This is a genomic window from Micromonospora sp. NPDC048935 (assembly GCF_043197875.1).
Lineage (GTDB): Bacteria > Actinomycetota > Actinomycetes > Mycobacteriales > Micromonosporaceae > Micromonospora.
On the sequence record NZ_JBICTZ010000008.1, the window covers coordinates 41848 to 55727 of the forward strand.

Annotated in this window: 10 protein-coding genes; all 10 read left to right on the forward strand. The window is 72.8% G+C overall.

Going from position 1 to position 13880, the window contains the following annotated elements; genetic code table 11:
* Nucleotides 1–3: 3 nt before the first annotated feature.
* The 10 genes from ACGFIW_RS21975 to ACGFIW_RS22020 all read left to right on the forward strand — a co-directional run bounded on the left by ACGFIW_RS21975 (nucleotide 4) and on the right by ACGFIW_RS22020 (nucleotide 13713).
* On the forward strand, nucleotides 4–2211 hold the full coding sequence (locus ACGFIW_RS21975; protein WP_393318640.1) for a peptidoglycan D,D-transpeptidase FtsI family protein: 2208 nt from the start codon (nucleotides 4–6) through the stop codon (nucleotides 2209–2211).
* A gap of 91 nt (nucleotides 2212–2302) precedes the next feature.
* Nucleotides 2303–3826 (forward strand): UDP-N-acetylmuramoyl-L-alanyl-D-glutamate--2,6-diaminopimelate ligase, encoded by a 1524-nt coding sequence (locus tag ACGFIW_RS21980; protein WP_393318643.1) that lies wholly within the window; start codon nucleotides 2303–2305, stop codon nucleotides 3824–3826.
* On the forward strand, nucleotides 3823–5220 hold the full coding sequence (murF, locus tag ACGFIW_RS21985) for a UDP-N-acetylmuramoyl-tripeptide--D-alanyl-D-alanine ligase (RefSeq protein ID WP_393318646.1): 1398 nt from the start codon (nucleotides 3823–3825) through the stop codon (nucleotides 5218–5220). The genes ACGFIW_RS21980 and murF overlap by 4 nt, the downstream gene beginning before the upstream one ends.
* The gene (mraY, locus tag ACGFIW_RS21990; RefSeq protein WP_393318649.1) at nucleotides 5217–6341 is read left to right on the forward strand and encodes a phospho-N-acetylmuramoyl-pentapeptide-transferase; all 1125 of its coding nucleotides are present in this window, start codon (nucleotides 5217–5219) and stop codon (nucleotides 6339–6341) included. The genes murF and mraY overlap by 4 nt, the downstream gene beginning before the upstream one ends.
* A 201-nt stretch (nucleotides 6342–6542) precedes the next feature.
* Entirely contained in the window at nucleotides 6543–8114 is a 1572-nt protein-coding gene (locus ACGFIW_RS21995; protein WP_393319391.1) for an FtsW/RodA/SpoVE family cell cycle protein, read from the forward strand.
* Nucleotides 8114–9220, forward strand: coding sequence for an undecaprenyldiphospho-muramoylpentapeptide beta-N-acetylglucosaminyltransferase (gene murG / locus ACGFIW_RS22000; RefSeq protein ID WP_357069543.1), 1107 nt, complete (start codon nucleotides 8114–8116; stop codon nucleotides 9218–9220). Before ACGFIW_RS21995 ends, murG begins: the two co-directional genes overlap by 1 nt.
* Nucleotides 9217–10782 carry a UDP-N-acetylmuramate--L-alanine ligase gene (murC, locus tag ACGFIW_RS22005; RefSeq protein WP_393318653.1) on the forward strand — a complete coding sequence of 522 codons (1566 nt, stop codon included), beginning with the start codon at nucleotides 9217–9219 and terminating at the stop codon, nucleotides 10780–10782. The genes murG and murC overlap by 4 nt, the downstream gene beginning before the upstream one ends.
* On the forward strand, nucleotides 10779–11597 hold the full coding sequence (locus ACGFIW_RS22010; protein WP_393318656.1) for a cell division protein FtsQ/DivIB: 819 nt from the start codon (nucleotides 10779–10781) through the stop codon (nucleotides 11595–11597). The genes murC and ACGFIW_RS22010 overlap by 4 nt, the downstream gene beginning before the upstream one ends.
* Nucleotides 11598–11844: 247 nt before the next feature.
* Entirely contained in the window at nucleotides 11845–12960 is a 1116-nt protein-coding gene (gene ftsZ, locus ACGFIW_RS22015; protein ID WP_357069549.1) for a cell division protein FtsZ, read from the forward strand.
* 9 nt (nucleotides 12961–12969) lie between these two features.
* Nucleotides 12970–13713, forward strand: coding sequence for a YggS family pyridoxal phosphate-dependent enzyme (locus tag ACGFIW_RS22020; RefSeq protein ID WP_393318659.1), 744 nt, complete (start codon nucleotides 12970–12972; stop codon nucleotides 13711–13713).
* The last annotated feature ends 167 nt before the right edge of the window (nucleotides 13714–13880 follow it).

Genomic DNA, 13880 nt, shown 5'->3' on the forward strand with positions numbered 1-13880 from the left:
CCCGTGCCACGACGGTCGGACGAGCCGCGCCGGGACCCCACGGGGTCCCGGCGCGGTTCTTCGCGTGACGCCACCCCCACCGACTCCGAGTCGCGCACCGGTGAGCCGGGCATCGGGGGCATCTCCGGGGCCCGCGCGTACACGCCACGGGGCCGCACCGTCCGCGACGAGCGAGGTACGCCACCGCGCGGTGTGGGCGCCGAGCAACGGCGTACCCCGCGCAGCACCCGCTCCGGCGACCCGTTCCGGCCGGCGTTGCAGGTGCTCGACGGTGGCCGGGCCGCCGCCCGGGCCGGCCGGCGCGACGCCCCGGCCGCCGGACGCGGCGGGGTGGTACGCACCGTCGCGCCGCGTACCCCGCGTGGTCCGGGTGTCGACGAACCGCCGCCGCGCCGACGGACCACGCCGCGTGCGCCACGCCGCGCCGACCGCCCGGCGGCCCGGCGGCCGTCGCGCAAGCCACCACGCCCGCCGAAGCTGGCCGACTCGCGGCTGCGGCTGCGGCTGGGCACCGCGCTGGCCCTGACGTTGTTCGTGACCATCGGGATCCGGCTGATCTTCCTCCAGGCGGTCGACGCCCCGGCGTACGCCGGCGGCGGTGTCGCGGACCGCACCATCAAGGTCGAACTGCCGGCGCCGCGGGGGGCGATCTACGACACCACCGGCGCCCCGCTGGCCCGCAGCGTCGAGGCGCGGTACGTGTTCGCCGACCCGACCGAGGTGCAGGACCCGGCGGCCACCGCGAAGGCGCTCTCCCCGCTGCTCAGCATCCCGGCGTCGAAGCTCGTCGAGCTGATGAAGCCGCGCAAGCTGGAGAACGGCAACCTCTCCCAATTCACCTACCTGGCCCGGGGGGTGGAGATCGCGACCGCCAAGCGGGTGCAGGCTCTGGAACTACGCGGCATCGGGGTGCACCGCGACGAGCGCCGTGAGGTCCCCAGTGGTGACCTGGCAGCCAACCTGATCGGCTTCACCAGCCAGGACATGGTCGGGCTGGAAGGACTGGAGGCCCGCTACGACGACGTGCTCGCCGGGCAGGACGGCCAGCGGCGGTACGAGGCCGGCCTCGGTGACCTCGGCGCGCCGATCCCGGGTGGCTACAGCCAGACCACTCCCGCCAAGCCGGGCAGCTCGCTGGGCCTCACCATCGACGGCGACCTACAGTTCCGGACGCAGCAGATCCTCAGCGCGGGCATGGCCAAGCAGCGCGGTGGCACCGGCGCGGCCGTGATCATGGAAATCCCCTCCGGGGCGGTGCTGGCCCAGGCCAGCGATCCCACCTACAGCGCGGCGAAGCCGGCGGACAGCGACCCGGTCGACCGGGAGGACGCGGCGACCAGCTTCATCGTCGATCCCGGCTCGATCCACAAGGCGATCACCTACGGCGCGGCCCTCCAGGAGGGGGTGATCACGCCGGACACCACGCTGCCCATCGCCAACAGCATCAAGATGGGCGACACCTGGTTCTCCGACACGCACCCCGCCAACGGCAAGCGGATGAGCATCCCGGGGATGCTCGCCTACTCCTCGAACGTCGGTGCCATCACCGTCGCCGACAAACTCGGCCGGGACCGCCTGATCGACTACCAGAAGCGGTTCGGGCTGGGTCGGCCCACCGGTGAGGGAATGCCGGGGGAGGCGACCGGGCGGCTGCTGCCGGCCGAGGAGTGGAGCGGGTCGTCGTACGGGTCGGTGCCGATCGGGCACAGCGTCGACGCCACCCCGCTCCAGATGGCGGCCGCGTACGCCGCCATCGCCAACAACGGCACCTACGTGCAGCCGCACCTGGTCAAGGAGGTGATCGGCCCGGACGGCAAGCGCACCCCCGCGCCGGCGCCGGTGACCCGGTCGGTGCTCAGCCCGCAGAACGCGGCAGCCCTGCGCACCATGCTGGAGGCGGTCACCACGGTCGAGGACGCCACCGGGGTCACCGCCGCGGTGCCCGGTTACCGGGTGGCCGGCAAGACCGGCACCGGCTGGCGGTTGGTGGACGGCAAGAAACAGCGCGGCGAGGTGTCCTCCTTCATCGGCATGGCTCCCGCCGAGAACCCCCGGTACGTGATCGCGGTCTTCGTCTACGCGCCCGACGGTGGGGGCGCGGCGATCGCCAATCCGGCGTTTCGCGACATGATGCAGTTCACCCTGCGTCACTACCGGGTGCCGCCGTCCACCGGTGGTTCGGCACCCAAGTTCGTGGTCTATCCGCGCTGAGCAGCGGCGGCGGGACATCATCGGTGGGTGCCGACGAACCACCGGGGCGGCTGTACGGCCGGAACCGGACGACCGGGTAGGGTCTGACGCCGTGCCCGGCAATCCACGTCCACGTACCGTGACCGGAGTCCGGCTCGGTGATCTCGCCGTCCGGCTCGCCGTCGACCTCCCGGCGGACGCCGCCGCGGTGACCGTCACCGGGGCCACCCACGCCAGCCAGGAGGTCCGCCCCGGCGACCTGTACGCGGCGCTGCCCGGTGCGCGCCGGCACGGCGCGGAGTTCGCCGCCGGCGCCGCCGAGGCCGGCGCGGTGGCCCTGTTGACCGACCCGGCCGGCGCCGAGTTGGCGGCGGCGAGCGGTCTGCCCGCCCTGGTGGTGCCCGATCCCCGCGCGGTGCTCGGCGAGCTGGCCTCGGCGGTCTACGGCGACCCGACCGCCGCGCTCACCGTGATCGGCGTGACCGGCACCGCCGGAAAGACCTCCACCGCGTACCTGGTCGAGGCGGGGTTGCGGGCCGCCGGGCACACCACCGGGCTGATCGGCACCGTGGAGACCCGGCTCGGTGACCTGGTGATCGACAGCGTGCGCACCACCCCCGAGGCGACCGACCTGCACGCCATGCTGGCCACCGCCCGCGAGCGGGGGGTCACCGCAGTGGTCATGGAGGTCTCCAGCCACGCGCTGGCCATGGGTCGGGTGGGCGGTGTCCGGTTCGCCGTCGGGGGCTACACCAACTTCGGCTCCGACCACCTGGACTTCCACGCCGACCGCGACGACTACTTCGCCGCGAAGGCCCAGCTCTTCGACGGGCGCTGCGCGGTCGAGGTGCTCAACCACGACGACCCGGCGTTGCTGCCGCTGCGCAAGCCGGCCACGGTCACCTACTCGGCGGCCGGTGACCAGGGCGCGACCTGGTGGGCCGACGGGGTGGGCGGCGAGGGGTACGCCCAGCGGTTCACCGCGCACGGCCCGGACGGGGTGGTCCTGTCCGCCGGGGTGGCGCTGCCCGGCGGGCACAACGTGGCCAACGCGCTGCTGGCCATCGCCGCCCTGGTAGGCGCCGGGGTGGACCCGGCGACCGCGGCGACCGGTGTGGCCGCCTGCGGTGGCGTGCCCGGCCGGTTGGAGCTGGTCGACAGCGTCGGGCCGGTGCGGGGGGTGGTCGACTACGCGCACAAGTCGGATGCGATCGTGGCCGCGCTGGCCGCGCTGCGTGAGCTGAGCGTCGGCCGGTTGATCTGTGTGATCGGCGCCGGCGGCGACCGGGACCGGGGCAAGCGGCCGGTGATGGGTGCCGCCGCCGCGGAGGGAGCCGACGTGGTGCTGGTGACCGACGACAACCCCCGTACCGAGGACCCGGCGGAGATCCGCGCCGAGGTGCTCGCCGGGGCGTACCGGGCCGGCACGGCCGCCCGGATCATCGAGGTGTCCGGCCGGCGCGCCGCGATCGACGAGGCGGTTCGGTTGGCCGAGCCGGGCGACGTGATCGCGCTGCTCGGCAAGGGGCACGAGCGGGGCCAGGAGGTGGCGGGCGAGGTGCTTCCGTTCGACGACAACACGGAGCTGGCCGACGCGCTGCGGGCTCGCTTCGGGAACCTGGCGGGTCAGCGGTGATCGCGCTGAGCCTGGCCGAGGTGGCCGCTGCCGTCGACGGGCGGCTGGTGGGCGCCGACCCGACCGCCACCGTCACCGGTTCGGTGGAGTTCGACTCGCGCAAGGTGGGGTCCGGTTCGCTCTTCGTGGCCTTCCCGGGGGAGAAGGTCGACGGGCACGACTACGCGGCCACGGCGGTCCAGGCCGGGGCGGTGGCGGTGCTCGGCAGCCGCGAGGTGCCCGGGGTGCCGATGGTGCTCGTCGACGACGCCCTGACCGCGATGGGTCGGCTGGCGCGCGCGGCGGTGGACCGGCTGCCCGGGTTGACCGTGATCGGCGTGACCGGCTCGTCGGGCAAGACCACCACGAAGGACCTGATCGGTCAGCTCACCGCCCGGCTCGGGGCCACGGTGGCGCCGCCCGGTTCGTTCAACAACGAGCTGGGGCACCCGCACACCGCGTTGCGGGCCGGGCCGGACACCCGCTACCTGGTGATGGAGAAGGGCGCGCGCGGGATCGGGCACGTCCGTTACCTGTGTGAGCTGGTGCCGCCCCGGATCTCCGTGGTGCTCAACGTCGGCACGTCGCACATCGGCGAGTTCGGCTCGCAGGAGGCCATCGCGCAGGCCAAGGGCGAACTGGTCGAGGCGCTGCCACCGGACGGGCTGGCCGTGCTGAACGCCGACGACCCACGGGTGGACGCGATGGCGAGCCGGACGCGGGCCCGCGTGGTCCGCTACGGCGAGGCGCCGGACGCCGACGTGCGCGCCGAGGACGTCACGTTGGACGAGCGGGGGCGTGCGTCGTACACCCTGGTCACCCCGGAGGGGCGCGCGCCGGTGCGGCTCGGGGTGACCGGGCGGCACCAGGTCGGCAACACCCTCGCCGCGGCGGCGGTGGCCCGGGAGTTGGGCATGCCGCTGGCCGAGCTGGCGCCGGCCCTCGGCGAGTTGGGGTTGGTCTCGACCCGCCGGATGGACGTCTTCGACCGCCCCGACGGGGTGACGGTCATCGACGACTCGTACAACGCCAACCCGGCCTCGATGGCGGTGGCGGTGCGGGCGCTGGCCAGCATCGGTCAGGGACGGCGTACCGTCGCGGTGCTTGGTTACATGGCCGAGCTGGGTCCGTTCGAGTACGACGGCCACGCCGAGGTCGGCCGACTCGCGGCCGAGCTGGGTGTCGACCGGCTGCTCGTGGTGGGCGAGCCGGCCGCGCCGATCCACGAAGGCGCGACAGCGGTAGCGAACTGGGGAGGAGAGTCGGTGCTGCTCACCGATCAGGCGGCGGCCGTCGAGGTGCTGCGGGGCGAACTACGACCGGGTGACGTCGTCCTGGTCAAGGGCTCCCGGTACCGGACCTGGGAGGTGGCCGACGCCCTGCGCGCCGACACCGGCGGGGAGTCGACCCGATGAGGGCGGTCATCGTCGCCATCGGGGTGGCGTTCATCGTCTCGCTGTTCTGCACCCCCATCGCGATCAAGGTGTTCACCCGGCTCAAGGCCGGTCAGCCGATCCGGTCCGACGGCCCGGCCATGCACCAGGGCAAGAAGGGCACGCCCACGATGGGTGGCGTGGTCTTCATCCTGGCCACGGTGATCGCGTACGTGGCCGGGCACCTCGCCCTGACCACCCTGCCGGACCAGCAGATCGCCCAGGTGGAGCCGACCATCACGGCGCTGGTGCTGCTGGGGCTGATGGTCTTCTCCGGCGCGGTGGGTTTCCTCGACGACTTCCTCAAGGTGCGCAAGCGCAACAGCGCCGGTCTGAACAAGCGCGGCAAGCTGCTCGGTCAGATCCTGGTCGGTGCGGTCTTCGGGGTGATCGCGCTGTGGTTCCCGAGCACGATGACCAACGGGTCGGGCGTGGCGACCAACACCGAGACGGTGGGCAGCACGACGCTGAGCTTCATCCGGGACATCGACGCCCTGGAGGTCAGCAAGGTCGGCGCGGTGATCATCTTCATCTTCGTGGTGATGGCCGCGACGAACGGCGTGAACCTCACCGATGGTCTGGACGGTCTGGCCACCGGCGCGTCGGTGATGGTGCTCGCCTCGTACGCGCTGATCGCGTTCTGGCAGTACCGGCACTGGTGCGCCGACCCGAACTACAAGCAGCCGTACTGCTACGAGGTCCGTGACCCGTTGGAGATCGCGCTCATCGCCGGGGCGGCGGCCGGGGCCTGTGTGGGCTTCCTCTGGTGGAACACGTCCCCGGCGCGGATCTTCATGGGCGACACCGGGGCGTTGGGGCTGGGCGGTCTGATCGCCGGCATGGCGATGTCGACGCGCACCATCCTGCTGCTGCCGATCATCGGTGGGCTCTTCGTGATCATCACGATGTCCGTGGTGATCCAGATCATCTCCTTCAAGACCACGGGTAAACGGGTGTTCCGGATGTCGCCCCTCCAGCACCACTTCGAGCTGGCCGGCTGGAGTGAGGTCAACATCGTGGTGCGCTTCTGGATCATCGCCGGCATCGGGGTGGCCATCGCCCTGGGCCTGTTCTACAGCGAGTTCCTGGCGAACATGACCTGATCCGCACCGCCCGCCCCGCCCTCCCAAGATCCGTGCAACGTCCCCGACGTTGTGCGGATCTTGGCGGTTCGACACGCCGGGGGTTTCGTTGTGGGCTCGCCCGGCGTGGCGAGCGGCGATGATGTCGGGGTGGGGGAGGAACCAGGCACCGACGACAGGACAGCCGACCGGCCGAGGCGGTCATCGGGCTCGGCGGGCACCATGCCGCCGCGCGGCCCGGACGACCGGCCCGGTCCCGAGCCCGGCACGGCGTCGCGTGCGCCGAGGCCGGGTGCGGCGGCACGCGAGCCGGACCCCGGTGTGGCGGCGCGTGAGCCGGAGCCGGCCGTGCCGCTGCGCGGGCTGGACGCGGCCGGCGGGCTCGCCGCGCTGCGCGGCCTGCTGGACCGGCCGCTGGCCTCCTACTACCTGCTGCTGTCCAGCGCCGGCCTGCTGCTGCTGATCGGGCTGACCATGGTCTTCTCGGCGACAAGCGTGAAGGACTTCGCCGAGGACGGCAACGCCTCGGCGTCGGTGACCAAACAGGCGATCTTCGCGGTGCTGGGTATCGGGGCGTTCTGGGCCTGCCAGCGACTGCCCGCCAGCACCTACCGGTCGCTGGGCCGGCCGCTGCTGTTCACCTCGATCGCGCTGCTGCTGGTGCTCAACCTGCTGGTGGCCTACGGCCGGCTCACCCGTCAGAAGTCGGTCGTGTTCGGGCCGGTCGAGGCGCGGCTGAACTGGCTGTTCGTCGGCGGGATCCAGGTGCAGCCCTCCGAGCTGGCCAAGTTCGCGCTGGTGCTGTGGGGCGCGCACGTGATCGCCCGCAAGGGCGCCGCGCTGGGCTGGTGGCGGGAGTTGGCCACCCCCCTCTTTCCGGTGCTGGGCCTGCTCTTCGTCCTGGTCGGCTACAACGACACCGGCACGATGCTCTGCCTGCTGGCCCTGGTGGTCGGTCTGCTCTGGGCCGCCGGGGTGCGGATGCGGGTCTTCGGCGCCCTGGCCGCGGCCGGTCTGGTCGGCATCGGCCTGCTCGTCGCGGTGGCCTCGCTGGGCGCCGGCTCCGGCGAGCGCGGCGCGGACAACTACCGCCTCGCCCGGCTGGACATGTTCTTCAATCCGCCGGACCCGGAGACCTGCAAACTCAACGACTGCCTGCAGTTCTACCAGGGGCGACTGGCCATCGAGCACGGCGGCTGGTTCGGTGTCGGGCTGGGCAAGGGCAGCCTCAAGTGGGACTGGCTGCCCGAGGCGCACAACGACTTCATCTTCGCGATCATCGCCGAGGAGTTGGGCGTGATCGGGTGCGTCGTCATCCTCAGCCTGTTCGCGGTCCTCGCGTACACCGGGTTGCGGATCGCCCGGCGGGTCGACGATCCGTTCCGCCGGCTCGCCGCCGCCGCCGTGACCACCTGGCTGGTCAGCCAGGCCGTGATCAACATCGGTGGGGTGGTCGGGCTGCTGCCGATCACCGGCCTGCCGCTGCCGTTCATTTCCGACGGCGGAAGTGCCCTGGTCGTGACGTTGGCCGCGATCGGCATGCTGGCATCCTTCGCCCGTGCCGAACCCGATGCGGCCAGAGCACTGCATGCCCGTCCGCCGGCCCGGTGGGTCCGACTACTCTGGGCCCCGTTGCCGCCGCTTCCCGGCCGGCGCCGCCGACCGGCGACGCCGCCGGCTGGCCGAGGGTCCGTGCCCCGGTCCCGCGAGCGGCGCCACGACGACCAGGCCGCGCCGCGCGGGGTCCGCCAGGACCGCAACCGCGGGGGTACGGCGAGCGAGAGGAGACGCTGATGGGTCCGCTGCGTTCGGTGGTGCTCGCGGGAGGTGGCACCGGGGGGCACATCTACCCGCTGCTCGCCTTCGCCGACTGCCTGCGCCGACACGACCCGGGCGTCCGGATCACCTGCCTCGGCACACCCAAGGGCATGGAGAACGACCTGATTCCGCCGCAGGGCTACGACCTGCGGCAGATCCCCGCGTACCAGCTGCCCCGGTCGGTCAACATGAACCTGGTCCGTACCCCGGGCCGGATGTGGACCGCGGCGCGCGCCGCGGGCAAGGTGATCGACGAGGTGAAGGCCGACGTGGTCGTCGGCTTCGGTGGGTACGTCTCGGTGCCGGCCTACCTCGCCGCCTGGCGCCGGGAGCTGCCCATGGTGATCCACGAGGTGAACGTGCCGCCGGGCGTGGCCAACCGGCTGGGCATGAAGTTCACCAAGAACATCGCCGTCGGCTTTCCGCACCAGCCGAGCCAGGCCGAGTCGCTGCGCGACGCCACGATCGTCGGGGTGCCGCTGCGCCGCAGCATCGCGGGACTGGACCGGTACGCGCTGCGCAACGCCGCCCGCGCCCACTTCGGGCTCCGTCCGGACCTGCCGGTGCTCTTCGTCTCCGGCGGCTCGTCCGGTGCCCGCTCGATCAACCTGGCGGTCTCCGGGGCGGCCAAGGAGTTGGCCCGCAACGGCGTGCAGGTGCTGCACGTGATGGGCGCGCGCAACGAGCCGGTGCCGATCCCCACCGACCTGCCGGTGCCGTACGTGACGTTGCCCTACCTGTCCGAGATGGAGCTGGGCTACGCCGCCGCCGACCTGATGCTGGCCCGGGGCGGGGCGATGACCGTCGCCGAGGTGGCCGCGATCGGGCAGCCCACGATCTACGTGCCGTACCCGCACAGCAACCAGGAGCAGCGGCGCAACGCGCTGCCCGTGGTGGAGGCCGGCGGCGGGCTGCTCGTCGACGACGCGGAGCTCACACCGGACTGGTTGGAGCGCACGGTCATCCCCCTCATCCGCGACCCGCAGCGGCTGTACGCGATGGGCGCGGCGGCGGCGGCGTACGGGCGGCGTGACGGCGACGAGGCCCTGCGGTCCTTCGTGATCGAGGCGGTGGCCCGATGACCGCCCAGTTCACCCCGGCCGGCACGCTCACCGCCGAGGACCTGGGCGCCGTCCACCTGATCGGCGTGGGTGGGGTGGGCATGCTCGGTGTGGCCCGACTGCTGCTCACCCGCGGCATCCGGGTCTCCGGCAGCGACCTGCGGGAGTGGCCCTCGCTGGCGGGCCTGCGGGCGCTCGGCGGCACCATCCACCTCAGCCACGAGGCGACGAACCTCGACGGTGTGGACACCGTCGTCTACTCGTCGGCCATCCCACCAGACCACCTGGAGTTGGTCGAGGCACGTCGGCGCGGCCTGCGGGTGCTGCACCGCTCGGAGGCCCTGGCCGCGGCGATGACCGGCCGCCGGGCGGTGGCGGTCGCCGGCACGCACGGCAAGACCACCACCACCTCGATGGTGACGATGGTGCTCCAGCAGGCCGGTGTGGACCCGTCCTTCGTGATCGGCGGGGAGATCTCCGAGGTCGGCTCGGGTGCCCACCACGGCACCGGCGAGCACTTCGTGGTCGAGGCGGACGAGAGCGACCGCTCGTTCCTCATCTACCGCCCGTACGTCTCGATCATCACCAACGTGGAGGCCGACCACCTCAACACCTACGGCGACTACGCGACGCTGGAGGCGGCGTTCGTGGAGTTCGCCCGCCTCACCGACCCGGACGGGTTCATCATCACCTGCGCCGACGACCCGGGCGGTCGACGGCTGGCCGAGAGCCTGCGCGCCGAGGGGCGGCGGGTGTTCACCTACGGCGAGGCCGCCGACGCCGACCTGCGGTTGACCGACGTCGTCTCCTCCGCACGCGGGGTGCGCTACCTGGCCGCGATCGACGGCCGGTCGCTCGGTGAGTTCCGGCTGCCGGTGCCGGGGCGGCACATGGGGCTGAACAGCGCCGCCGCGGTGCTGACCGCGTACCTGCTGAAACTGCCCCTGGAGGCGGCGGAGGCCGCGCTGGCGGTCTTCCCCGGCGTGCGACGGCGCTTCGAGCGCAAGGGCATCGCGGACGGTGTGCTGGTCTACGACGAGTACGCCTACCACCCGACCTCGATGACCCTCGCCATGCAGACGCTGCGCGAGGTCGCGGGCGGTGGCCGGCTGATCGTCGTCTTCCAGCCGTACCGGCTGTACCGCACCCGCGACAACCAGGCCGAGATCGCCGATGCGCTGGCCCTCGCCGACGAGGTGGTGCTGCTGGAGGTCTTCGGGCCGGGCGAGTTGCGCCAGCCCGGCGAGGGCTCGGCGGCGCTGATCGCGGCGGTGGCGTTGCCCGCCGACCGCAAGGTCTTCGTCGAGTCGTGGGAGCAGGCGCCGGTCGAGGTGGCCCGCCGGGCCCGCTCGGGGGACGTGGTGGTCACCATGGGCGCCCCGCCGATCTCGCTGATGGGCGACGAGTTGCTGGCCGCCCTGGGTGACCGCCCGGCCGGTTCCGCACCGACCGCGACCGTCGACCCGGTGGCCACGTCCCCGGCGATCGGCGATCCGGTGCCGGGAGGGGCCGCGGCCGGCGGCGACGGTGCGGCTCTCGGTGGCACCGCCGCACCCGGCGGCGCGGCGCCCCTGGCCGGATGAGTCCCGGCCCGGCCCGAGGGCGGACCCGCGCCGCCGACGGTGGCGCCCCGCGCCGTGGTCCGGCGCGGCGGTGGCAGTTGGTCCGGGCGGGCCGCGACGCGGTGCCGCCCTCGACCCGTCGGTTCATGGCTCGTGCGCGGCAGCGTCGCATGCGTGCGGCACTGCCGTGGGCGGTGGGCGCCGGGGCGCTCGCGCTGGCCGGGCTCGTCGCCTGGACGGTGCTCGGCACCGGGCTGTTCGGGGTCCGGGAGGTGCGGGTGGAGGGTGCCGACCTGGTCACCCCGGTGCAGGTGCACGACGCGGTCGCGGTGCCGGACGGGGTGCCGCTGGCCCGGGTGGATCTGGCCGCCGCCGCCCGCCGGGTCGGCGCGCTGCCGGCGGTGGAGCGGGCGACGGTCTCCCGGGACTGGCCCGACGCGCTCGTGGTGCGGGTGACCGAGCGGACCCCGGTGGCGGTGGTGCCACAGGGGGAGGCGTTCGCCCTGATCGACCGCAGCGGGGTGGCGTTCCGGACGGTGGACCGACGCCCCGCCGAGCTGCCGCAGGTGACGGTGACCCGCCCGGCCGCCGACGACCCGGGCACCCGGGCCGCGCTGGAGGTCCTCACCGCGCTGACGCCGCGGCTGCGCGCCGAGTTGGTGGACGTCCGGGTGGAGGGGTTGGCCCGGATCAGCCTGCGGTTGAAGGGGAACCGGACGGTGGTCTGGGGGGACGCGACGCGGGGCACGGACAAGGCCCGGGTGGCCACCGCCCTGTTGGACGAGGACGCCGCGCGGATCGACGTGAGCGCGCCCGACGTGGTGACCTTTCGCTGACCGGGGGGAGCGGCGTGGAGGGTGAGCCGTCGCGCTCGGGTCGGCGACACGCCGGGCGGGTCCTTGGCTCATCGCGCGGTGGCGCTTACGTTGCCCCGAAGAGGTTCAGTGGTTGACATAACTGTAAGCCTCTAGTAGAGGGTGAGGGTTCACCCCTGACTCTCGCTGGTGACAGCTGTCGTCGGCCGCTGGTCTGGCCACGCCGTACCCGGTCGGCCGAAGCCAATCTCGAAGGAAAGGACCGGAGATGACACCTCCGCACAACTACCTGGCGGTCATCAAGGTCGTCGGCATCGGCGGAGGCGGCGTCAACGCCGTCAACCGGATGATCGAGGTTGGGCTCAAGGGCGTCGAGTTCATCGCGATCAACACCGATGCCCAGGCGCTGCTGATGAGTGACGCCGACGTCAAGCTCGACGTCGGCCGGGAGCTGACCCGTGGTCTGGGGGCCGGGGCCAACCCGGACGTCGGCAAGAACGCCGCCGAGGACCACCGCGACGAGATCGAGGAGGTGCTCAAGGGCGCCGACATGGTCTTCGTGACCTGCGGTGAGGGCGGCGGCACCGGCACCGGTGGCGCGCCCGTGGTCGCCAACATCGCCCGCAAGCTCGGCGCGCTGACCATCGGCGTGGTGACCCGGCCGTTCTCCTTCGAGGGCAAGCGCCGCCAGGTGCAGGCCGAGACGGGAATAGACGAGCTGCGCAACCAGTGCGACACGCTGATCGTGATCCCGAACGACCGGCTGCTGGCCCTGGGTGACCGCAACATCAGCATGATGGACGCGTTCCGCACGGCGGACCAGGTGCTGCTCTCCGGTGTGCAGGGCATCACCGACCTGATCACCACCCCGGGTCTGATCAACCTGGACTTCGCCGACGTCAAGAGCGTGATGAGCGGCGCCGGCAGCGCGTTGATGGGCATCGGCAGCGCCCGCGGGGAGAACCGCGCGGTCGAGGCGGCCGAGGCGGCCATCTCCAGCCCGCTGCTGGAGCAGAGCATGGACGGCGCGCGGGGCGTGCTGCTCTCCATCGCCGGCGGCTCCGACCTGGGCCTGTTCGAGATCAACGACGCCGCCCAACTGGTCACCGACGCGGCCCACCCGGACGCCAACATCATCTTCGGTGCGGTCATCGACGACGCGCTCGGCGACGAGGTGCGGGTGACGGTCATCGCGGCGGGCTTCGACGGCGGCACTCCGGCGTACAAGGCGGCCGAGCCGACCCGCAAGACCAACACCAACCAGCCAGCGCCGCAGAGCACCCCGGTGCCGGCGCCGGTCAGCAACCCGGCGCCGGCCCAGTCGCCGCGCCGCGTGCTCTTCGACGACGTGGACGTCCCCGACTTCCTCAAGAACGGGTCCTGAGCACCGCCGATGACCGACAGCTCAGCCACGGCACGACCGGACCGGCACGCCGAACTGGCGGCCGGCCTGGCCCAGATCCGGTCCCGCATCGCCGACGCCTGCGCGCAGGCCGGTCGGGACCGCGCCGAGGTCACGATGATCGCCGTGACGAAGACCTACCCGGCCAGCGACGTGGTGGCGCTGGCCGGGCTCGGGGTGACCGACGTGGGGGAGAACCGCGACCAGGAGGCGGCCGGTAAGGCCGCCGAGGTGGCCGCCGCCGGGGTACGTCCCCGCTGGCACTTCATCGGCCAACTACAGCGCAACAAGGCCCGCTCGGTGGTCCGCTACGCCGACGCGGTGCACTCGGTGGACAGCGTCCGGCTGGCCCGGGCGTTGGCGGCCGCGACCGTCGACCGGGAGGTGCCGCTGGACGCCATGCTCCAGGTGAGCATCGACGGCGACGCGGCCCGGGGCGGTGCGCTGCCCGGCTCGGCCGATCCCGGCGCCGGGCTGGAGCCGGTGGCCGAGGCGGTCGCCGACGCGCCGGGTCTGCGTCTGGTCGGTCTGATGGCGGTGGCTCCGCTGGGGTGGGAGCCGGAACGTGCCTTCGCCCGTCTCGCCGAGGTGGCCGGCGCCTTTCGGACGGTCCATCCGGGAGCCACCGGGCTGTCCGCGGGGATGAGTGGGGATTTCGAGATCGCGATCCGATACGGCGCGACACATGTCCGCGTCGGAAGCGCGTTGCTCGGAATGCGTCCCACGCTGCGGTAGCCTGACCGCGAGACAAGCAAATTACATCAGTGTTGTTTGGCAGGAGCGGCGCTCCTGGTCGGGGTCGGGCGCGCGACGCGAATCGCGTGCTGGGGGATTGCGGTTCCGGTCCGATGGGCATGGTTGTCCACTCGCGACGGGCGACATGGCACGGGGGCGCGTGCCGC